Origin of the sequence: Thalassospira sp., assembly GCF_030690045.1 — a bacterium.
Lineage (GTDB): Bacteria > Pseudomonadota > Alphaproteobacteria > Rhodospirillales > Thalassospiraceae > Thalassospira.
Genome location: NZ_JAUYHK010000011.1, coordinates 424,258 through 444,953 on the forward strand (window position 1 = coordinate 424,258; position 20,696 = coordinate 444,953).

Consider the following 20,696-nt stretch of genomic DNA (forward strand, 5'->3'; position numbering starts at 1 on the left):
AGATGAGCAGATCTCAAAATTCCCCGGGGGGTGTCCGTTCAAAAAGCCTCGCCAGTTACCTGAATGACGAGAACGTTCGCGCAATAATCTACCAAATCATTGTGATCGGACTTGTCATACTGGCGGGATGGTATCTGATCTCCAATACCTTGGAGAACCTTGAACGACAAAACATCTCAACCGGTTATGGCTTTCTGGATCGGGAAGCCTCATTTGAAATCAGCGAAAGCATGATCGAATACAGCGCCCAAAGTTCCTATTCTCAGGCGCTGATTGTTGGCTTGCTCAATACCGTCAAGGTCTCGTTGATGGGTATTATCCTGTGCACAATCCTTGGCACCATCTTTGGCATTGCACGGCTGTCGTCGAACTGGATTGTCCGGAAACTTGCGACTGTTTACATCGAATTTTTCCGTAACATCCCGGTTCTGCTACAACTTTTCTTCTGGTATGCGCTCATCCCCAATGCATTCCCGCATCCGCGTGATGCGATTGAATTGTTGCCGGGGGTTTTGCTGACCAATCGCGGGCTTTACACCCCCGTCCCGGTGGCTCACCATGCCTTTGAAATCATGGGCATTGTCGCGATCCTTGCAATTATTGGCATCATCTTCCTGAAAAGATGGGCCAAAAAACGTCAGGACGCCACAGGGCAACCCTTTCCGGTGGCTTTGGTCGGCACGGCTGTATTCTTTGGTTCTGTCTTTATTGCCTATCTGGCTGGCGGCGCCCCAACCGTCCTGGATGTTCCCGAGCTTCGCGGCTTTAACATTCAGGGGGGCAACAATGTATCGCCGGAATTTCTGGCGGTTCTGATTGGTCTGAGCGTTTATACATCTGCCTATGTCGCAGAAGTGGTCCGGTCGGGCATTCAGGCCGTCCCGCATGGTCAGTGGGAAGCCGCCGACAGTCTGGGACTGAAACGTTCGGTCGCCCTGCGCAAGATTATCCTTCCGCAATCCATGCGCGTTGCGATCCCACCCCTGACCAACCAGTATCTCAACCTGACCAAGAACAGTTCGCTCGCGGTTGCTGTGGGATATCCCGACCTTGTGTCGATTTCCAACACAACCATGAACCAGACAGGTCAGGCTATTGAAGCCATTTCAATTTTCATGTCGATCTATCTTGGCCTCAGCCTGATTACCTCGCTGTTCATGAACTGGTTCAACAAAAAAATGGCATTGGTGGAGAGGTAACATGACAGATATCGCCAAATTACCTCCCGGTCCCCTTGGATCATCCAGCCAGCGCGCCGTGATCTGGGCGAGAAAGAACCTGTTTAACAGCTGGTTCAATTCGATCCTGACTCTTGGATCAATTGCCGCCCTGTTCTGGATCATCCCCCCCATGATTGAATGGGGAATTACCAATGCCACACTGACTCCAAGCATCGAAGCCTGTCGCGAAGTAACCGGCGCCTGCTGGGGCTTTGTGAATGCCAATTTGCGGCTGATCCTGTTTGGGACCTATCCGTATGATGAACAATGGCGTCCCCTTCTCGCCATGGTCGTTCTGGTTGGCATTATCATCGGCAGTCTGGGGGCTGTTCCCTATGCAGGTATGCGCAAATGGATCATTCCGATGTGGCTTGTCGGGATTCCGGTGATTGCCATCCTGATGTGGGGCGGTGTTCTGGGGCTGACCTATGTGCAAAACAGCTATTGGGGCGGCCTACCGCTGACACTGATTCTGTCATCCATTGGCATTATCTTTGCGTTTCCTTTGGGGTTATTGCTGGCCCTTGGCCGTCAATCCTCCATGCCGGCGATCAAAACGCTTTCGGTGGTCTATATCGAGATCATCCGCGGCGTGCCCTTGATCACGGTGCTGTTCATGGCATCCGTCATGTTCCCGCTGTTCCTGCCCGAAGGCGTCACGATTGACAAATTGCTGCGGGCCCAGATCGGGATCATCCTGTTTACGGCGGCCTATCTTGCCGAAGTCTTCCGGGGCGGTCTTCAGGCCGTGCCAAACGGACAGTTTGAAGCCGGTAATTCGCTTGGCCTGTCCTATTGGCAATCCATGCGCCTGATCATTCTGCCACAGGCCATGCGTCTGGTCATTCCGCCAACGGTTGGCAGCTTTATCTCCATGTTCAAGGATACCACCCTGGTCGTGATTATTGGCCTGTTTGATCTTTTGAACACGGTAAAACTGGCACTGCGTAGCGACCCGGCCTGGACACGCTATTACGTCGAAGGTTATGCCTTTGCGGCCGCCATTTTCTTCCTGTTCTGTTACTCGATGGCCCGCTATGCGGCCTACCTTGAAAAAGAACTTCGCAAGGGCGAGCAACGGTAAGGAGAGAGGACAAAAAAATGACAGCTACAGCTACTGAAACGACTGCCACCGGTGTCGTCACTCCTCCACCCTCGAACGAGGAAGTGATCACCGTTAGCAAAGCCAATAAATGGTATGGCAATTTCCATGTTCTCAAGGATATTGACCTGACGGTCAATCGCGGGGAACGCATCGTCATCTGCGGGCCTTCAGGTTCGGGGAAATCAACGCTGATCCGCTGCCTCAACCGTCTGGAAACCTATCAAAGCGGTGAAATCACCGTGGATGGTATTCTGCTGGGCGATGATGTGAAAAACATCGAAGCCGTGCGCCGCGAGGTCTGCATGGTGTTCCAGCATTTCAATCTGTTTCCGCATATGACGGTTCTGGAAAACCTGACATTGGCCCCGATCTGGGTTCGCAAGATGCCCAAGAAACAGGCCAATGAACTGGCGATGCATTATCTGGAACGTGTCCGCATTTCCGAACAGGCCCTTAAATTCCCGGGTCAGCTTTCGGGCGGGCAGCAACAGCGCGTCGCCATTGCACGGTCCCTGTGCATGCAGCCGAAAATCATGCTGTTTGACGAACCGACATCGGCCCTTGACCCGGAAATGGTCAAGGAAGTGCTGGATGTTATGGTCGAACTGGCCAAGGAAGGCATGACCATGTTGTGCGTGACCCATGAAATGGGTTTCGCCAAGGAAGTCGCCGACCGGGTTATTTTCATGGATGCCGGCCAGATCGTCGAGATGGCCGAGCCCCAGGAATTTTTCGCCAATCCGAAAAACGAACGGACCAAGCTGTTCCTCAGCCAAATCCTGTCGCACTAGGCCATCGGCCGATATTCTGATGAAAACGGCTCCTTCGGGGGTCGTTTTCTTTTTAAGGCTTGCCCTGCCCGCCCCGGCAGATCAAAATCGCCCAAATTTTCATAACCCGGACTGGTTTTTATATGATACCCGCCGAAAATAATCTGCCCCGCAAGGATGACTTTATTGCTGTTCATGACCTTGGCAAATCCTTTGGGGCCGTGCATGCCCTGCGCGGTATCAGTTTTTCCGTGCCACGCGGTGAAACCATGGCGATTATCGGCCCGTCGGCCGCGGGCAAAAGCGTTTTGATGAAATGTCTGGTCGGGCTTTATGCCCCCGACACCGGACGCATTTGTCTGGACGGCGAGGATGTCAGCACCACCGGCAATGAAACCCGTAAAAAATGGGCCGAAAAAACCGGCATGCTGTTTCAGCATAATGCCCTGTTCGACAGTTTACAGGTTTGGGAAAATATCTGTTTTTCCCTGATCGAAAGCCGGAAATTATCCCGTAAGGTCGCCCGTGATCATGCGGTTGATCTTTTGGGGCTGGTCGGGCTTGACCCGGACAGTGCCGGTTTGCGGCCTTCGGATTTATCGGGCGGCATGCAAAAGCGTGTCGGCATTGCGCGCGCCATTGCCACTGATCCTGAAATCCTGTTGCTGGATAATCCGACAGCCGGGCTGGACCCGGTCCTGTCCAATCATATTGAAAACATGATTGCGGCCATTGCCCAAAAACGGGGCACCACTGTTATCACCATCACCAACGACATGAAAATCGCACGGCACCGATACCAGAACCTTGCGATGCTGCATGACGGCACCCTGCAATGGACCGGCCCGACCACCGAAATTGAAAATGCCGGAAATGCATATCTGACGCAAATGCTGAGCGGATCTTCACAGGGCCCGATCACCATGCGGACGGGCAAACGACAGGATCAGTTGTTCGCCTGATTGCTTGTATAAACCGAGATATCGGCGTTCTCAAGAACCTCGTTCCATGATTTTCCGGGATGACTATCGATGAACAGGGCATCGATTTCCGATAAATGGCCAAGCCGTACCATCGCCCGGCGGCCAAATTTCGAGACATCCGTACACAGGAATGTCTGGCGGGAATTCGAAATAATCGCCCGCGCCACCCGGACTTCGCGATAATCAAAATCCATCAGGCTGCCGTCTTCATCCACGCCGGAAATGCCAATAATGGCGAAATCAACCTTGAACTGGCTGATGAAATCAATCGTTGCCTCGCCAATAATGCCAAAATCGCGTTGACGGACCACGCCGCCCGCAATGATCACTTCAAACCCCGGATTGGCGGCGCAAATCTGGGCGACATGCAAATTATTGGTGATGATTTTCAGGTTCTTGTGTTCGGACAATGCCCGCGCCACTTCTTCGGTGGTCGTGCCGATATTGATAAACAGCGATGCGCCTTCGGGAATATGCCGGGCAACCAGATGCGCAATCTTGCGCTTGGCATCAAGGTTCAGCACCTGCCGGTCGGTATAGGCGGCATTTTCGGTGGTGGAAACACTGGCCGCCCCGCCGTGATAGCGGGCAATCAGGCCTTCTTCGGCCATTTCATTGATGTCGCGCCGGATGGTTTGCGGGGTAACGTCAAAATGGGTCGCCAGACCATCAATGGTCATAAAGCCGCTGACCGCAACCAGTTCCAGAATTTCCCGCCGCCGCCGGTCCAGCTTGCCCATGTTTCTCTCTCCGATATCGTATTTTTGATTTTTTCGTTCCCGAACAAAATGCGACCAATTGGCCCAAGATGCAAGCCCCGCAACACGATATTTCAAAGACTTGGCCGCAGACGCACAAAATCCCTAAAACAGCACAGGCACAATCAGCAATGTGACAATCACCAGCAGAACCAGGGCACACAGATTGATCAGAAACCCGGCCCGCACCATTTCCGCCACACTCAGATAGCCGCTGCCAAACACAATGGCATTGGGCGGGGTTGCCACCGGCAACATAAAGGCACAACTGGCCGCCAGTGCGGTTGGAATAGCCAGCAACATCGGATCGATCCCTTCGGCAAGGGCATAGGCCGACACCAGCGGCAGGAACGTCGCCGCCGTTGCGGTGTTCGATGTCAGATGGCTGATCAGAATAACCATCAAACCAATCATGCCGATCTGAACGATCAAAGGAAGGTCCGGCAAATTTCCGGCATTTCCCGCCAACCACGCCGCCAGCCCGGTATCATTGATCATCCCGCCCAGTGCCAACCCGCCACCAACCAGCAACAACACCCCCCACGGCAGGCGGATCGTCGCCTTCCAGTCCAGAATATAAAGATTTTCCCGTGCTTTGACCGGGATGGCAAACAGCGCAACCGCCGCCAGCATGGCAATCGAGGCATCGCCCAGCGGAATACCCGGCATAACGGCCTGCAAGGCCGGGCGCAGCAGCCACAGCGACGCTGTAACCGCAAACACAATCGCCACCGTCCGTTCACCGCGCGACATCGGGCCAAGACCGTCAATCTGATCCTGCAAGGCCTTACAGGCGGCGTCCGGCAAGGCATCGTCCAGCGGATACACCACACGGGTCAGCAAAAACCAGCAGGCCAGCAACAGCAATGTCGCAAACGGCACACCAATCAGCATCCATTGCCCAAAGCCGATCTGAATACCATGCGTGGCGGCAAAATACCCGGCCAACAGGGCATTGGGCGGCGTTCCGATCAGCGTACCAACCCCGCCAATACTGGCCCCAAACGCGATACCCAGTAACAGTGACAAGGCCAGATTGCGGGTGGGCGGTGACAGTTTGCCCGCCGGATTGTCATCATCCCCGGCAAGCGACATGCCGTCATGATCACGCAACAGATGGATCAGCGACAGGGCAATCGGCAACATCATGGTCGCCGTCGCAGTATTGCTGACCCACATCGACAAAAACGCCGTCGCCCCGATAAACCCGCCAACCAGTGACGCCGGGCGAAACCCGACCCGTGCAAGAATCAACAGGGCAATCCGTTGATGCAGGTTCCAGCGCTCCATCGCCAGCGCAATCACAAAACCGCCCAAAAACATGAATAACAGCGGATTGGCATAATGCGGTGTAATGGTTTCAACCGTATTGATCGACAATAACGGGGCCAGTGCAACCGGCAGCAAGGCCGTTGCCGCAATCGGAATCGCTTCGGACAACCACCAGATCGCCATCAACGCCGCCAGCGCCGCCGCATGCCATGCGGCAAGCCCCATCCCGTCGGGTGGCGACATCATCAACATCCCCCCGAATGCCAGAATCCCGCCACACAGGCCGATCAACCGTCGCGGCACACCCGGCCTGCGCGGGGATGCCGGATTGGCTCCGGTCGAGGAAAAGGGCAACCGGTCAATCAAAGGAAAACGAAACATGGACATCCCCTGCAGAAAGGCCCCGCACCAGTGTGCAGGGCCATAAATTACAAGGTGATCATATATCTTCCGGGCGAACAGACAAGCCGTCAATGCCCCCTATTTGATTGTCGCCACAATCCGTTCCCGAACCGCCGGTCCCTGCCCGGTATCTACTGCCACATCCGGTTCGCCAATCACAATGGCTTCGCGCAATAATTGGGTCGCCTGTGCCAACTGGTTTTCATCGCGCACATGGGCAACACACAACGGGGTTGCCGCCGATACCGCCTGCCCGACCTTGATGAAATCGGTGAAACCCACCGCGAAATCGATTTTCTGATCGGCACGGGTCCGCCCACCTTTCAGCGCAACCAGTGCCAGACCAACCTTGCGCGCATCCATCGACACCACATGGCCGGTTTTTGCCGCCGTGATTTCGGCGCTCATCGGGGCCTGTTCCAGATGACGGTCGGGGTTATTCATAAAATCGACCGGCCCGCCCAGTTCGGCAACCATCTTGCCAAACACTTCGGCCGCCGCCCCGGAATCCAAGGCATCACGCGCCATTTGCAACCCATGCGCCACGTCATTGGCCACCCGGGTCAGTGCCAACATCTCCGCCGCCAATGCCAGGGTGACGTCATAAACCCGTTTTTCCTGATGGCTGCCTTTCAAAAACGCAACGGCTTCCTTCACCTCCAGGGCATTACCGACCGTATCGCCCAGAACCTGATCCATATCGGTCAAAAGGGCGGTTGTCGGCACGCCATTACGCACGGCAACCTCGGTGATACTGGTCGCCAGTTGCCGGGCACGGTCATAATTTTCCATGAAGGCACCGGATCCAAATTTGACATCCATCACCAGCGCATCAAGCCCTGCTGCCAGTTTTTTCGACAGGATCGATGCGGTAATCAGCGGAATGGATTCCACCGTCGCCGTCACATCACGAATGCCATAAAACCGTTTGTCGGCGGGGGCAAGATCGGCCGTTTGCCCGATGATGGCACAGCCAACCTCGCGCGTGACACGCGCAAATTCGGCCAGATCGGGTGTTGTGCGATAACCGGGGATCGAATCAAATTTATCAAGGGTGCCGCCGGTATGCCCCAGCCCCCGCCCGGAAATCATCGGCACAAAGGCCCCGCACGCACCGACAATCGGCCCCAGCATCAGGCTGACCTTGTCCCCGACCCCGCCGGTCGAATGTTTGTCCACCACCGGCCCCTCAAGGCCCAGTTTTTTCCAGTCCAGAACGGTGCCTGAATCGCGCATATTGCGCGTCAGGGCGGCACGTTCATCCATTGTCATACCCTGAAAAAATATCGCCATCGCTAGGGCGGCAATTTGCCCCTCGCTGATGGAATCATCCGTAATCCCCTGCACGAAAAAGGCAATTTCGGCATCACTTAAAACATCGCCTTCGCGTTTGCGGCGAATGATTTCCTGCGGCAGCATCCATGACTCCCTGCGCTGGAAGATTAAAAATATCGTCCCAAAACCGGTTATTTCTGTTGGAAATACCGTAACAAAATCCGGATCAGATTGGCTGATCCTTCTTTGGACATTTCGATGGTCTGGGCATGGGACAGCGGCGTTGCACTCATACCGGCGGCCAGATTGGTGATGTTTGATATCGCCGCTACCCGAAATCCCAGACGCCGTGCGATAATATTTTCCGGCACGGTTGACATGCCAACCGCATCGGCCCCCATCACCCGCAACGCCCGGATTTCAGCCGGGGTTTCAAAACTGGGTCCGGTACACCAAGCATAGGTGCCCTCAAACAAACGAATGCCCAGTTCGGCCGCCACATGTTTCAGGTCCGACCCGATTTCCGGATCATAAGGCACATTCATATCCACAAAACGGTCATCACCATGATAGCCAATCAAAGGATTCGGGCCAAACAGGCTGATATGATCGGCAATCAGCATCAGATTGCCCGGTGTCGCCTCGGCCAAAAGCGACCCGGCGGCATTGGTCAGGATCAGATCATCCGCCCCCAACCGGCGCAAAACTTCCAGTGGTTCGGCCATGATATTGGACCGGCCATGTTCGTAATAATGTGCCCGTCCCTGCATCACGACAACCGGCACCGCCCCGATCCGGCCCAGAACCAGCCGCCCGCCATGCCCGGAAACAGTCGGTTTGGGAAAACCCGGCAGATCGGCAAAATCGATGAAAATCGCATCGCTGACCGCCTCGGTCACACCGCCCAGACCGCTGCCCAGAACAAGCGCTGTTTCGGCGGTGAAACCCGGCGCACGATCGTCGATCACCTCCAGCGCCTTGCTGACATTGCTCATTTCAAATTCTCCGGGCCAAAGGAATGGGGCAATAATTCTTCACGTGTCAGCGTAAAAAGATGCCGCCCGTCTTCGGTCACAATATGGATCAAAGCATCCGGCCCGGTAAATTCACGAATTTTCTGGCGGCAACCGCCACAGGGCGTACAGGCCATATCGCCCATGCCAACCACAACAATTTCGCTGAATTTTCTCTCGCCCGATAAAACCATGGCTGAAATCGCCCCGGCTTCGGCACAAACCCCTTCGGGATAGGCGGCATTTTCAACATTGCAACCGGGAATGATCGCGCCCTTTTCCGTACGAAGGGCCGTTCCGACATGAAAATTGGAATAAGGCGCATAGGCGTTCTTTTGCGCCGCCTGGGCGGCGGCAACCAGATCGGCAGGTGCCCCTGATTTCTTCTCAATATCTGTCATTGTGATCTTTCCAAATCAACGTTCCTTGACATAGGGACGCCCCAGCGATTTCGGCGCAACCGCCTTGCCAATAAAGCCAGCCAGAAGAATGACCGTCAGGATATAGGGCAAGGCCTGAATCGCCTGTACCGGCACCTCGCCAATCCCCGGCAGGTTTACCCCCTGCAAACGGGTGGCGACGGCATCAAGAAATCCGAATAACAGACAGGCAAACATTGTCGGGAAAGGTCGCCATTTGCCAAACACCATGGCCGCCAGCGCAATATAACCCTTGCCCGCCGTCATATCCTGCAAGAAAGACGCCCCTTGCGCGATCGACAAATACGCCCCGGACATCCCGACCAGAATGCCACTACAAATCACCGCACGATAACGCATCAGAACCACACTGATCCCGGCGGTATCCACCGCACCCGGATTTTCTCCAACGGCCCGCAGGCGCAATCCGAACCGGGTGCGATACATCACCCACCAACTAAACGGTACGGCGACAAAAGCAATATAAACCAGAATGTTATGGCCGCTCAGCAATTCGGAATAAATCGGCCCGATGACGGGCACATCGGCCATCGCCTCCGCCCCCGGAAAGGTGATCGGCTGAAACCGGGAACCGCGATCAAGGGCCGGGGTTTTCCCGCCCTGCGCAAACAGCGCAATCCCGACCAGTGCCGTCAGGCCCGACATCAGAATATTGATTGCCATGCCCGATACCACCTGATTGCCCTTATGGGTGATGCAGGCAAACCCGTGCAGCAACGACAGCAAAATGGTCGCGGCAATCGCCGCCAGCAATCCAAACCACGGATTCCCCAGATAATAGGCCACCGACGCCGCCGCAAACGCCCCGCCCAGCATCATGCCTTCAAGGGCCAGATTGATGGTGCCGGACCGTTCGGAAAACATCCCGGCCAATGCGGCCAGAACCAGCGGGGTCGATGTGCGCAAGGTCGCATCAAGGATCAGGATGACCAGATTGAATGTTTCCATCACGCGGCCTCCTGCGCCATTTTGCGGGATCGCCATGCGATGTAAATCTGCGTCACACGCGGACGGAACATATGTTCCATCGCGCCGGTAAACAAAATCACCAACCCCTGAATAACCACCACCATATCATTGGAAATCGTCGGTATTTCAAACGACAATTCCGCACCGCCCTGATACAGCATGCCAAACAGCAAGGCCGCCAGAAAAATGCCGACCGGATGGTTGCGCCCCATCAGACCAACCGCAATGCCGACAAAACCATACCCCGCGGTAAAGTCGATCAACAAGCGGTGCTGAACGCCCATGACCTCGTTCAGCGCCATGAAAGCAGCCAATGCGCCGGAAATCAGCATCGCCATAATCACATAACGGCCCGGATCAATCCCGGCATAGGTCGCAGCATGGGCATTGGCCCCGACGGTGCGAATGGCATAGCCCCAACGGGTGTGCCAGATAAACAGCCAGACCAGAACACAGCAAATGATCGCATAGACAAAGGACAGGTTCAAAGGGCTGCTGGCCATATCAATCCCGAACGATGCCGCAATATCATGGATAAACGGCAACCGCAGATGTTCGGCAATGGTTTCGCTTTCCGGCGTCATCGAACCGGTGGGCCGCAAAATATTGACCAGCACATAAACAATCAGCGACGAGGCAATGAAATTGAACATGATCGTCGTGATCACAATGTGCGATCCGCGCCGCGCCTGCAAATAGGCCGGAATATAGGCCCACGCCGCCCCGAACGCCGCCGATGCCATGATTGCGACAATCAGCATGATCGGGAATGGCAGAAAATCCAGATAAAGGGCCGCCAGAATAACTCCAAGCCCGCCGAAATACGCCTGCCCTTCGGCCCCGATATTAAACAGGCCGCAATGAAAGGCGACGGCAAAGGCAAGGCCGGTAAAGATAAAATTGGTAGTGTAATACAGGGTATAGCCAATCGCTTCGTCATAGCCAAAAGCCCCATAAATCAGGATTTCGACCACCTCAAGCGGGCTTTCGCCAATCGCCAGCACCACCAGCCCGGAAATCAGAAACGCCATCGCCAGATTAAGAATGGGCAGAACCCCTGCATCAATCCAGCGCGGCAATTGAAGACTGGTCGTCATTGTCCTGCCTCCGCATGGGCCTGTTCGGGGGCAACCCCGGCCATCATCAGGCCCAAAGCCCGCTCATTGGCCATACCCCCGGCAACTTCACCGACAATAACGCCGTCGCACATCACAAGAATACGATCCGAAAGCGACATGATTTCATCAAGTTCCACCGATACCAGCAACACGGCCTTGCCTGCATCACGCATCGCAACCAGCCGTTTGTGAATGAATTCAATCGCGCCGATATCCACACCGCGTGTCGGTTGCCCGACCAGCAACAAAGCAGGATCGCGCATGATTTCACGCGCCAGAACCAGTTTTTGCTGGTTCCCGCCCGAAAAATTCGCGGCTTTCAAATCCGGGTCGGCCGGACGCACATCAAATTCATCCATCAGATGTTGCGTCGTGGTGCGGATTGCCTCCCAGTCCAGTAACAGATTGCGTTGATAGGCCGGATCATCGTCATACCCCAGAATGGCGGCTTCCTTGGCTGTGAATGCCGTTACCATTCCCATGCGATGACGGTCTTCGGGTACATGGGCAACGCCGCGCTTGCGCAATTGGGCGGCATCAACACCGTGGCCGGGCGTCACATCCTGACCATTGAGAAAAACCTGTCCTTCGCTAACCACGCGAATACCGGCAAGGGCTTCCAGCAATTCACTTTGCCCGTTGCCCGACACCCCGGCAATGCCAACGATCTCACCGGCATGGACCAGAAAACTGGCATTTTTGACCCTGCGCACCCCTTGCGCATTATCAACGCACAAATTCTCAACCGCCAAAACAACATCCGCCGGTTTGGCTGGTCCCTTTTCGATATGCAGCAAAACCTTGCGCCCGACCATCAATTCCGACAATTCTTCGGGGCTGGTTTCGACGGTTTTACGATCCGCCACCATCGCGCCCTGACGCATCACCGATACAGTGTCGGTCGCCGCCATGATTTCACGCAATTTGTGGGTGATCAGCACCACCGTCTTGCCCTGTTCTTTCAGGGTGCGCAGAATACGGAACAGATGATCCGCTTCCTGCGGGGTCAAAACCCCGGTCGGTTCATCCAGAATCAGGATTTCCGCCCCACGATACAGGGCCTTGAGGATCTCCACACGCTGTTGCAGGCCAACCGACAGGTCGCCAACAATTGCATCGGGGTCAATATTCAGGGAATATTCCTGTTCTAGGCGTTTAAGTTCGTGGCGCGCCCGATCCACCCCGTCGCGCAACACGGCCCCGCCCTCGACACCCAGAATGACATTTTCCAGAACGCTGAACGGCTCCACCAGCATGAAATGCTGATGCACCATGCCAATACCAACCGCAATGGCGTCTTCCGATCCGCGAATGTTGCATAATTTGCCATCGACATGGATGGTTCCGGCATCGGCCTGGTAAAAGCCGTACAGGATACTCATCAAAGTCGATTTACCGGCGCCATTTTCCCCGACAATGCCGTGGATGGTTCCCTTTTCAATCCTCAGATCAATTGATTTATTGGCGTGAACCGCACCGAACCGCTTGTCAATTCCCCGCAGTTCAATAGCGGGCGGCACGGTACCGGTTTTCCCGGTACCGTGCGCTGTATGTATCGATTCCGACACTACAAATCCCCGATCTTCTGCCTTACATCGGGCAGGAGCTATCGCTCATGTAATCATGGACCGAAAGCGTACCGGCAACGATTTCGTCGGTGGCCTTCTTGACGACGGCTTTCATGTCGTCGGTGATCAGCGGCGCGTTGTATTCATCAAGCGCCCAGTCAACACCGCCTTCGGCCAGACCAAGGATCGTCAGGCCCGATTTCCATTCTTCCTTGGTGGCGGCATCAAAGGCGTCATAGACAGCAACATCCACCCGTTTCAGCATCGATGTCAGGATTGATCCCGGATGCAGGCCATTCTGGTTGGAATCCACCCCAATGCCCAGTTTCCCGGCATCGGCGGCAGCCTGCAAGACACCAATGCCGGTGCCACCTGCCGCATGATAAATCACATCGGCCCCACGATCGAATTGCGACTTGGCCAGTTCGCCGCCCTTTACCGGGTCATTCCATGCCGAACCGGTGGTGCCGGTCATGTTCTGGAAAACTTCGGCATCGGCACTGGCATATTTTACGCCCTGTACATAACCGCAGGCAAATTTGCGGATCAACGGAATGTCCATGCCGCCAACAAAACCAACCTTGTCGGTTTTCGATGCCATTGCCGCCAGAACACCGACCAGAAACGATCCTTCATGTTCCTTGAAGACAACCGACTGCACGTTGGGCAGATCCACAACCATGTCAACAATGGTAAAACGGATGTCGGGGAATTCGGTTGCGACTTTTTCAAGTGCGGATGCCTGTGAAAAACCGATGGCAACAATCGGGTTCATGCCGCGGCGGGCAAAATTCCGCAGGGCCTGTTCGCGCTGGGAATCATTCTGGATTTCAAAGTCGCGATATTCCGTGCCGGTATCGGTCTTGTATTTTTCGGCACCGGTATAGGCCGCCTGATTGAACGAACGGTCAAATTTGCCGCCAAGGTCATAAACGACGGCTGGCTGAATTTCCGCAGCCGATGCAACGCCTGCATAACAGGCAGCTGCCGCGACCATCGTGGTCAGAATCTTTTTCATTCCGAAGCCCTTCTGTTGCTTGAGTCTCTTTTATATTCCGATGGCCCCCTGTGACCTTCGGAACTCCCTTTGTTTATCTTCTGCTCTCTTCGTTCCGCGCTGCGGTTTTCATTCTGGTGGCGGTCCGCCTGCCGCGCGCTTCTGTCGGGAACCGGCTATGGTAACTACAAAATACAGGGGTCTGTAAATAGGCCAGCACAGGAACCGCAGACAAAACCTGTCCATATGGTCAGTATCGCCTTTCCGCCAGACTGTGCTGCAATGGTATAATCCGTGATTTCCCTGAGATTACAACACATCCCGTTTCAGGAACCAGCCGACACAAACCTGTCACAAAATATGTCCGCTTTCTGCTTTGGCATGCTCTAACCCTCATGAAACCGACAATCCTGCCGCAATGCAGAATCCGATTCCCTGTATCTTGCGTAGCAAAACCGCTAAAAACGCACTTTTCACGCGACGGCAATCACAGACCGATACCGAAATGCAAATTTTGGTGCTAGGATTTTTTCGTTTCCGGGAATTGACCGACAATTTGGAGCAGACAGATGAAACGGATTTCCATCGGGCTTGCAACGGCCTGTACCGTCATGGCACTTGGCGCGGGCACAGCCCTTGCCGATTACGATTTGCGTATTTTACATACCAACGACGTTCATGACCGTGTTGAATCGGTCACCAAATACAATAACAGTTGTGATGCTGCGGGCGAAGCAGAGGGCAAATGCTTTGGCGGTTATGCCCGTCTTGCAACTGCCATTCGCGATGCCCGCGCCGAGGGCGGCAATGTTCTTGTTCTGGATGGCGGCGATCAGTTTCAGGGATCGCTTTATTATTCGACCTATAAGGGGGCGCTGACCGCCGAATTGATGGATATGGCCGGTTATGATGCAATGACCATCGGCAACCATGAATTCGATGATGGCCCCGAAGTTCTGGCAAGTTTTATCAAAAACAGCAAAATTCCCATCCTGTCGGCCAATATCGATGCCGAGGCCGCATCCGGCCTTAAAGATTTGATCAAACCCCATGCTGTTTTTGAAGTCGGTGGCGAAAAAATCGGCCTGATCGGTATCACAACCGAAGAAACCCCCGACATTTCCAGTCCCGGTGAACATGTCCATATCGGTGATTCCGAAATGGCATTGCGATATTCGGTTGCAAGTCTGCGTCTTGCCGGGGTGAACAAAATCATCGTCATGAGCCATTCAGGATCGTATCGGGATTTTGAACTGGCCGAAGCGGTTAGTGGCATCGACGTTATTGTCGGCGGCCATGACAACCAGTTGTTTTCCAATACCATCGAAAACGCGACATACCCCTATCCGGAAGTCCGCATTGCCCCGGATGGTAACCCGGTTCTGGTCGTTCAGGCCTATGCCTACAGCCGGTATCTGGGCGAATTGAAAGTCACCTTTGACGATGCCGGTGTTGCCAAGGCATGGGACGGTGAACCCATCGCCCTTGATGCCAGCATCAAACCGGCCGAAGACGTTCTGGCAAAGATTGCCGAAGCCAGTGGCATGGTCGATTCAATCCGCACGGTTGAAGTCGGCAGCTTTACCAGCGTTGCCGATGGTGCGAGTGAAAGCTGCCGGGCGATGGAATGTTCGATGGGCTCGCTGATTGCCGATGCCATGCTGTGGAAAGCCGGTGAAGGATATCAGATCGCCATCCAGAATGGCGGCGGCATCCGCGCCAGCATTGATGAAGGCGCGGTAACAATGGGCGAAGTCCTGACCGTATTGCCCTTCCAGAATGCCGTGGCAACCTTCAAACTTTCCGGTGCCGATGTGATTGCGTCGCTGGAACATGGCGTGTCGCTGGTTCATGAAGGCAAGGGACAGTTTCCGCAGGTTGCCGGGATCAAGTTTGATCTTGACCTTGCCGCCCCCGTCGGATCGCGCATTTCCAATGTCATGGTGATGGAAGGTGGCAATTATGCCCCCATCGATCCGGCCAAAATGTATGGCGTTGTGTCGAACGATTTCATGCGCAAGGGTGGCGATGGCTATGCCCTGTTCCGCGACAAGGCAACCGATGTCTATGATTTCGGCCCCAATCTTGAACAGGCCGTGGCGGAATATATCGGTCTGAATTCCCCGATCACCCCGGCCACCGATGGCCGCATTGCGATGAAATAACCGGTTTCATTGCCTGACAATCGGACAGGGCGGCATCTGGTGATGCCGCCCTGTTCTGTTTTGCTTGCCTGATTTGACGGGTCGGGCTTATGACTGGCAGCATGTTGATTCACGCGAAAGCATATCCATGACCCTTTCGACCCGCATTCTGTGCCTTGGCGCCGCCCATTTTGACCGCACCTTGCAATGCACGGAACGATTTGTACCCGCCGCCTCCAACCCGGTCCGGACCCTGCATCGCAAACCCGGTGGGGTTTCGCGCAATATCGCGGTGCATTTGCGGCTTTTGGGGTGCCATGTCGGCATGATCAGTGCGGTTGGCGATGACGGGGATGGCGACCAGATTTTGCAATCCCTGACGGAAATCGGTATCGACACCCGCCAGATCAGCAAGATCTCCCAGGGCCACACGGCGGGGTATAGCGCCATTCTCGATCAGGATGGTGAACTCGCCCTTGGCCTGATGGATGCCGAAATTTACGAAACCCTGACGCCGGAATTTCTGGCCGGGAAACGGGCCGGGATGCGCAATTGGGGCTGGTGGCTGACCGATGCCAACCTGCCACCGGAATCGCTGGCGTGGCTGGCACAGGAAAAGGGCGATATTCCGCTATGTGCGGCCACCGTCTCGCCGTCCAAGGCCGTGCGCTGGAAACCCCTGATCGGCCAGATCGATCTTTTGATCGCCAACCGGATCGAAACCGAAATCCTGACCGGTCAGGCTGTCAACACCCCTTCTGACGCCAGACAGGCCATTGAAAAACTGCGCACCAACGGAACAGGTAAGGTCATTGTCACATTGGGTGCGCAGGGCATTGTGGCCGGGGATGGCGACGGCATTTTCTTTTGGCCGCCCCTGCCAACCAAGGTGCGCGATGTCAATGGTGCCGGGGATGCGTTTTTTGCTGGTTTCATGGCGGCCTTTACCAACCCGCAAAACGGCTTTGACGCCGCCGTGGCACAGGGCCTTGCCCTTGCCAGCCTGACCGCAGAAACCGAAGGCACAACGGTGTGGAATCTGGATGTCAAACAGGTTCAAAACCGCGCATCAAATGCCGTTAAAACAACAATATAATCGTCTGTTTTAACGTTGTGAAACATATGGCCGCACCGACCGTTCCAGCCAGTTTTTCAGTTCGGTCAGGCGGCGTGCCGGGATCAAAACATCGTCATCAATGCCATACCGCCATGCCAGATCCTTGCGCGCCGGATTGCGGTGCAATTCGGCCCAATCGGCGGCCATGGTTTCAAGGGCCGCCGTGTCGGCAAACAGCCCGGCTGAAACCAGCCGGTCGCCATAGCGCCGGAAAATCGCCGCCAGTTCCGCCAGCGTATATTCCGGATGATATTGCACCCCCCAGAACCGGTAATGGTCGTTTTCCATCACAAAGGCCTGAATGTGACTGTGATCGTTTCCGGCCAGAATAACCGCACCGGGCGGCGCAATCGATACTTCGTCCATATGGACCGTCAGGGCCGAATAATTCGCCGGTTTTCCGGCAAATAACGGATGCGATACCCCGGCCCGGTTCAGGCGGATATGCCGCCCGATCCCGATTTCCCGGCCTTTCGGACACATGCGCACCTCGCCGCCAAAGGCCTTGGCGACAATCTGCATGCCCCAGCAACTGCCAAAAACCGGCACACCGGATTCAACCGTGGCACGGGCCAATGGAATTTGCGCCTGTACGGCCGGTTCATCGGCATAAGCATTCAGGGCCGATCCGGTCCAGGCAATGCCGTCAAAATCGGTGAATTGCATGCCCGCAGGCAGGCAATCCGGCCCGTCATCGGCGGGCCGGATAATGGTGGCGACAATCCCGGGATCAAGATGATGCAAGGTGGCAAGATACCCCTCGCCCGAAGCCGTCCCGCCCAATGAGCGGTTCAATTCATTCACTTCGCGGCGATTGCCATCAACGATCAGGATGTTCAATGATGCACTCATAGTCATAACCTTGATCCCGGTGAATCCTGTCAGCCCAGTTCGCCCGCATAAGCACGGCGGAAAATCGCCTCGTAATCGGCAATCGAAAGATCAACCGGATTACCGCCATCCGACGGATCGGCCTTGGCCTTTTTGGCAACTTCCGCCGCCCGGCCAAGGTCAACCCCGATATCGGCCAGCGTATTGACAATGCCCAGACGGGTCCGGAATCCCAGAACCCAGTCAAACACACTTTCAAATCCGGGGGCCGCAATATTCAGAACACGACCCAGAATTTCCATGCGGTCTTCAATCGCCTTGCGATTGGCGCGCATCACATAGGGCAACAACACCGCATTGGTCAGGCCATGATGGGTATCAAACAGCGCCCCGATCGGATGCGCCAGCGCATGCACCCCGCCAAGACCTTTCTGAAACGCCGTCGCCCCCATCGAGGCCGCCGCCAACATATCGGCACGGGCCTCGATATCCGATCCATTGTCATAGGCCCGCGGCAAGGCATCAGCGATCAGGCGCATGCCTTCCAGTGCCACCCCGTCGGCCATCGGATGATAACCGGGTGCACAGAAAGCCTCGAAACAATGCACAAAGGCATCAACCCCGGTTGCCGCCGTGATGTGGGCAGGCAGGCCAACGGTCAGTTCCGGGTCGGAAATCACAATGCCGGGCAACATTTTCGGATGGAAAATGATTTTCTTTTCGTGGGTTTCCTCGTTGGTGATCACGCTCGCACGGCCAACTTCGGACCCCGTGCCCGACGTGGTCGGCACGGCAACAATCGGGGCAACCCCCTTGGGATCGACGCGGGTCCAGTTATCGCCGACATCTTCAAAATCCCACATCGGGCGGGTTTGCCCGGCCATCAGGGCAACGGCCTTGGCCGCATCAAGGCCCGATCCGCCGCCAAAGGCAATCACACCGTCATGACCACCCGTGCGATACGCCGCCAGACCGTCATCAACATTCTTGCCAACCGGATTGCCCTTGACCCCGGCAAACAAACCGGTCGGCAGGCCTGCGGCCGCGTTGGCGGCAATGGCGTTTGTGACCATCGCAAGGTCTTTCAGGCCTTCATCGGTAATCAAAAGCGGTTTTGTCATGCCCAGCGCCTTGCAGGCATCGGCCAGTTCGGAAATGCGCCCCGGACCAAAACGCACGGCGGTCGGATAGTTCCAGTTTCCGGAAATCTTCTTGGTCATCTTCATCATCCTTTGCGCACATCGCGCGTTATCAAATTTTGGTCCGCAGGTGAAAACTTTTGGGCCGGGTCAGGACTTCATACGCCATTTTCGACAAGGTACAGCCGCGACCGGAATTTTTAACCCCGACCCATGCCAGCGCCGGGTCAAGGTAATCCGCCCGGTTCATAAACACTGTGCCGGTTTCCAGACGATCCCCGATCGACAGTGCTGCGTCTTCATCCGCCGTCCAGATCGAGGCGGTCAGGCCAAATTCGCTGTCATTCATCAGGGCAATGGCTTCTTCGTCGGTTTTCACCTTCATAATGCCAACCACCGGGCCAAAGCTTTCCTCGCTCATTACCCGCATCGAATGATCAACATTGATCAGGATTTGCGGTGCCAGATACGGCGTGCCTTCGGCATTGGCGGCAAATTTCGCCGGATCGATCAGGGCCTTGGCCCCGGCCCGGATCGCCTCATTGACCTGCCCGCGCACAAAATCAGCCGACGATGTGCGGACCATCGGCCCCAGATTGGTATTGGGATCAATCGGGCTGCCAAGACGGTATTGCGCCACAAGGGCTGCTGATTTTTCAACAAAGGCGTCAAACCGGCTTTCATGAACATAAATGCGTTCAATGCCACAACAGGACTGCCCGGTATTGAAAAACGCACCATCAATGACGTTTTCCACCGCATGATCAAGATTGACATCAGCCCGGATATAGGCCGGGTCCTTGCCGCCCAGTTCCAGCCCGGTGGCAATGAATTTGCCCGCCACCGCCCGCTGGACCGCGTGCCCGCCCGGAACCGATCCGGTGAAATTGACAAAATCAACACGGGCATCGCCCATCAGTTTTTCGGCATCGGCATGGCTCAGATGCAGATACTGAAACACGCCTTCGGGCAGGCCTGCTGCCTCAAACGCCTCGGCAAAACGTTCGGCGCATAACGGCGTCTGATGCGAATGTTTCAACACCACGGCATTGCCCGCCATCAGGGCCGGAATAACGCCATTGACCGCCGTCAGATACGGGAAATTCCACGGCGCTATAATGGCAACAACGCCCAGTGCCTCGCGGCGGATAAAGCGGTTGAAACCGGCCTTGTCGCCGGGATTGTAATCCCCCAGCGCCTCGGGCGCGATGTCGATCATATAGGTGGCGCGTTCGTTAAAACCGCCAACTTCACCCCCTGCCTGCGAAATCGGACGCCCCATCTGCCAACTGATTTCCGCGGCAATTTCATCCTTTTTGGCGACAAAGGCCGCAACGGCCTTGCGCAGGATATCCTGACGGGTGGCAATCGGCGTATTGCGCCATGATTTTTGCGCCGCACGAGCACGGTCAAGGGCGCGGTCAATATCCCCTGCCCCGGCCAAGGGCCGTTCGACATACACAGATCCATCAACAGGCGAGATGGTTCTCAAAACTTCGGACATTCTTCCTCACAGGATGATTGGGGTGGTCGTTGCAACGGGTCGTCCGCAATAACCGCGACGATCTGTTGCCG

At 55.5% G+C, this 20,696-nt stretch carries 18 protein-coding genes; 6 read left to right on the forward strand and 12 right to left on the reverse strand.

Features of this window, described 5'->3' with window-relative positions:
* Positions 1 to 2 precede the first annotated feature (2 nt).
* From Q8O73_RS07930 to Q8O73_RS07945, 4 genes are all read left to right on the forward strand, one after another.
* Positions 3 to 1,199: an amino acid ABC transporter permease gene (locus tag Q8O73_RS07930; RefSeq protein ID WP_305557214.1), complete on the forward strand. Its 1,197-nt coding sequence runs from the start codon at positions 3 to 5 to the stop codon at positions 1,197 to 1,199.
* 1 nt (position 1,200) lies between these two features.
* Positions 1,201 to 2,304, forward strand: coding sequence for an amino acid ABC transporter permease (locus Q8O73_RS07935; RefSeq protein WP_305557217.1), 1,104 nt, complete (start codon positions 1,201 to 1,203; stop codon positions 2,302 to 2,304).
* Between the two features lie 17 nt (positions 2,305 to 2,321).
* Positions 2,322 to 3,116 (forward strand): amino acid ABC transporter ATP-binding protein, encoded by a 795-nt coding sequence (locus tag Q8O73_RS07940; RefSeq protein WP_305557220.1) that lies wholly within the window; start codon positions 2,322 to 2,324, stop codon positions 3,114 to 3,116.
* Positions 3,117 to 3,238: 122 nt separating this feature from the next.
* Complete coding sequence (locus tag Q8O73_RS07945; RefSeq protein ID WP_305557223.1) at positions 3,239 to 4,057, forward strand: ABC transporter ATP-binding protein; 819 nt, start codon at positions 3,239 to 3,241, stop codon at positions 4,055 to 4,057.
* Here the strand turns inward: Q8O73_RS07945 and Q8O73_RS07950 are convergent.
* From Q8O73_RS07950 to Q8O73_RS07990, 9 genes are all read right to left on the reverse strand, one after another.
* Positions 4,042 to 4,818 carry a DeoR/GlpR family DNA-binding transcription regulator gene (locus Q8O73_RS07950; protein ID WP_305557226.1) on the reverse strand — a complete coding sequence of 259 codons (777 nt, stop codon included), beginning with the start codon at positions 4,816 to 4,818 and terminating at the stop codon, positions 4,042 to 4,044. The genes Q8O73_RS07945 and Q8O73_RS07950 overlap by 16 nt on opposite strands.
* Before the next feature lie 123 nt (positions 4,819 to 4,941).
* Positions 4,942 to 6,489, reverse strand: coding sequence for a DASS family sodium-coupled anion symporter (locus tag Q8O73_RS07955; protein WP_305557229.1), 1,548 nt, complete (start codon positions 6,487 to 6,489; stop codon positions 4,942 to 4,944).
* A gap of 99 nt (positions 6,490 to 6,588) precedes the next feature.
* Positions 6,589 to 7,929, reverse strand: a complete 1,341-nt coding sequence (gene deoA, locus Q8O73_RS07960; protein ID WP_305557232.1) for a thymidine phosphorylase — start codon at positions 7,927 to 7,929, stop codon at positions 6,589 to 6,591.
* A 47-nt stretch (positions 7,930 to 7,976) separates the two neighbouring features.
* Entirely contained in the window at positions 7,977 to 8,780 is an 804-nt protein-coding gene (locus tag Q8O73_RS07965; RefSeq protein WP_305557235.1) for a purine-nucleoside phosphorylase, read from the reverse strand.
* Positions 8,777 to 9,199 (reverse strand): cytidine deaminase, encoded by a 423-nt coding sequence (locus Q8O73_RS07970; RefSeq protein WP_305557238.1) that lies wholly within the window; start codon positions 9,197 to 9,199, stop codon positions 8,777 to 8,779. The genes Q8O73_RS07965 and Q8O73_RS07970 overlap by 4 nt, the downstream gene beginning before the upstream one ends.
* 15 nt (positions 9,200 to 9,214) lie before the next feature.
* Complete coding sequence (locus tag Q8O73_RS07975; protein WP_305557241.1) at positions 9,215 to 10,186, reverse strand: ABC transporter permease; 972 nt, start codon at positions 10,184 to 10,186, stop codon at positions 9,215 to 9,217.
* Positions 10,186 to 11,304, reverse strand: a complete 1,119-nt coding sequence (locus Q8O73_RS07980; protein WP_305557245.1) for an ABC transporter permease — start codon at positions 11,302 to 11,304, stop codon at positions 10,186 to 10,188. The genes Q8O73_RS07975 and Q8O73_RS07980 overlap by 1 nt, the downstream gene beginning before the upstream one ends.
* Positions 11,301 to 12,893, reverse strand: a complete 1,593-nt coding sequence (locus tag Q8O73_RS07985) for an ABC transporter ATP-binding protein (protein ID WP_305557248.1) — start codon at positions 12,891 to 12,893, stop codon at positions 11,301 to 11,303. The genes Q8O73_RS07980 and Q8O73_RS07985 overlap by 4 nt, the downstream gene beginning before the upstream one ends.
* Positions 12,894 to 12,915: 22 nt before the next feature.
* Positions 12,916 to 13,911: a BMP family protein gene (locus Q8O73_RS07990; protein WP_305557251.1), complete on the reverse strand. Its 996-nt coding sequence runs from the start codon at positions 13,909 to 13,911 to the stop codon at positions 12,916 to 12,918.
* A 548-nt stretch (positions 13,912 to 14,459) separates the two neighbouring features.
* Here Q8O73_RS07990 and Q8O73_RS07995 point away from each other — a divergent pair.
* Positions 14,460 to 16,055: a bifunctional UDP-sugar hydrolase/5'-nucleotidase gene (locus Q8O73_RS07995; RefSeq protein WP_305557254.1), complete on the forward strand. Its 1,596-nt coding sequence runs from the start codon at positions 14,460 to 14,462 to the stop codon at positions 16,053 to 16,055.
* Positions 16,056 to 16,182: 127 nt separating this feature from the next.
* Entirely contained in the window at positions 16,183 to 17,130 is a 948-nt protein-coding gene (locus Q8O73_RS08000; RefSeq protein WP_305557257.1) for a carbohydrate kinase family protein, read from the forward strand.
* A 9-nt stretch (positions 17,131 to 17,139) separates the two neighbouring features.
* Here the strand turns inward: Q8O73_RS08000 and Q8O73_RS08005 are convergent, their stop codons facing one another.
* Genes Q8O73_RS08005 through Q8O73_RS08015 form a run of 3 tightly spaced genes read right to left on the reverse strand, consistent with a single transcriptional unit; the run spans position 17,140 to position 20,625 of the window.
* The gene (locus Q8O73_RS08005) at positions 17,140 to 18,003 is read right to left on the reverse strand and encodes a type 1 glutamine amidotransferase (RefSeq protein WP_305557260.1); all 864 of its coding nucleotides are present in this window, start codon (positions 18,001 to 18,003) and stop codon (positions 17,140 to 17,142) included.
* 29 nt (positions 18,004 to 18,032) lie between these two features.
* Positions 18,033 to 19,202, reverse strand: a complete 1,170-nt coding sequence (locus tag Q8O73_RS08010) for an iron-containing alcohol dehydrogenase (protein ID WP_305557263.1) — start codon at positions 19,200 to 19,202, stop codon at positions 18,033 to 18,035.
* Between the two features lie 31 nt (positions 19,203 to 19,233).
* Entirely contained in the window at positions 19,234 to 20,625 is a 1,392-nt protein-coding gene (locus Q8O73_RS08015) for an aldehyde dehydrogenase family protein (RefSeq protein WP_305557266.1), read from the reverse strand.
* Between the last annotated feature and the right edge of the window lie 71 nt (positions 20,626 to 20,696).

Bases quoted from the DNA above. Each gene is read 5' to 3' on its own strand.
- Q8O73_RS07935 (WP_305557217.1), top strand. From the start codon at position 1,201: ATGACAGATATCGCCAAATTACCTCCCGGTCCCCTTGGATCATCCAGC.
- Q8O73_RS07965 (WP_305557235.1), bottom strand. From the start codon at position 8,780: ATGAGCAATGTCAGCAAGGCGCTGGAGGTGATCGACGATCGTGCGCCG.
- Q8O73_RS07990 (WP_305557251.1), bottom strand. From the start codon at position 13,911: ATGAAAAAGATTCTGACCACGATGGTCGCGGCAGCTGCCTGTTATGCA.
- Q8O73_RS07975 (WP_305557241.1), bottom strand. From the start codon at position 10,186: ATGGAAACATTCAATCTGGTCATCCTGATCCTTGATGCGACCTTGCGC.
- Q8O73_RS07970 (WP_305557238.1), bottom strand. From the start codon at position 9,199: ATGACAGATATTGAGAAGAAATCAGGGGCACCTGCCGATCTGGTTGCC.
- Q8O73_RS08005 (WP_305557260.1), bottom strand. From the start codon at position 18,003: ATGAGTGCATCATTGAACATCCTGATCGTTGATGGCAATCGCCGCGAA.
- Q8O73_RS07950 (WP_305557226.1), bottom strand. From the start codon at position 4,818: ATGGGCAAGCTGGACCGGCGGCGGCGGGAAATTCTGGAACTGGTTGCG.
- Q8O73_RS07995 (WP_305557254.1), top strand. From the start codon at position 14,460: ATGAAACGGATTTCCATCGGGCTTGCAACGGCCTGTACCGTCATGGCA.
- Q8O73_RS07945 (WP_305557223.1), top strand. From the start codon at position 3,239: ATGATACCCGCCGAAAATAATCTGCCCCGCAAGGATGACTTTATTGCT.
- Q8O73_RS08000 (WP_305557257.1), top strand. From the start codon at position 16,183: ATGACCCTTTCGACCCGCATTCTGTGCCTTGGCGCCGCCCATTTTGAC.
- Q8O73_RS07980 (WP_305557245.1), bottom strand. From the start codon at position 11,304: ATGACGACCAGTCTTCAATTGCCGCGCTGGATTGATGCAGGGGTTCTG.
- Q8O73_RS07955 (WP_305557229.1), bottom strand. From the start codon at position 6,489: ATGTTTCGTTTTCCTTTGATTGACCGGTTGCCCTTTTCCTCGACCGGA.
- Q8O73_RS08015 (WP_305557266.1), bottom strand. From the start codon at position 20,625: ATGTCCGAAGTTTTGAGAACCATCTCGCCTGTTGATGGATCTGTGTAT.
- Q8O73_RS07940 (WP_305557220.1), top strand. From the start codon at position 2,322: ATGACAGCTACAGCTACTGAAACGACTGCCACCGGTGTCGTCACTCCT.
- deoA (WP_305557232.1), bottom strand. From the start codon at position 7,929: ATGCTGCCGCAGGAAATCATTCGCCGCAAACGCGAAGGCGATGTTTTA.
- Q8O73_RS07930 (WP_305557214.1), top strand. From the start codon at position 3: ATGAGCAGATCTCAAAATTCCCCGGGGGGTGTCCGTTCAAAAAGCCTC.
- Q8O73_RS08010 (WP_305557263.1), bottom strand. From the start codon at position 19,202: ATGACCAAGAAGATTTCCGGAAACTGGAACTATCCGACCGCCGTGCGT.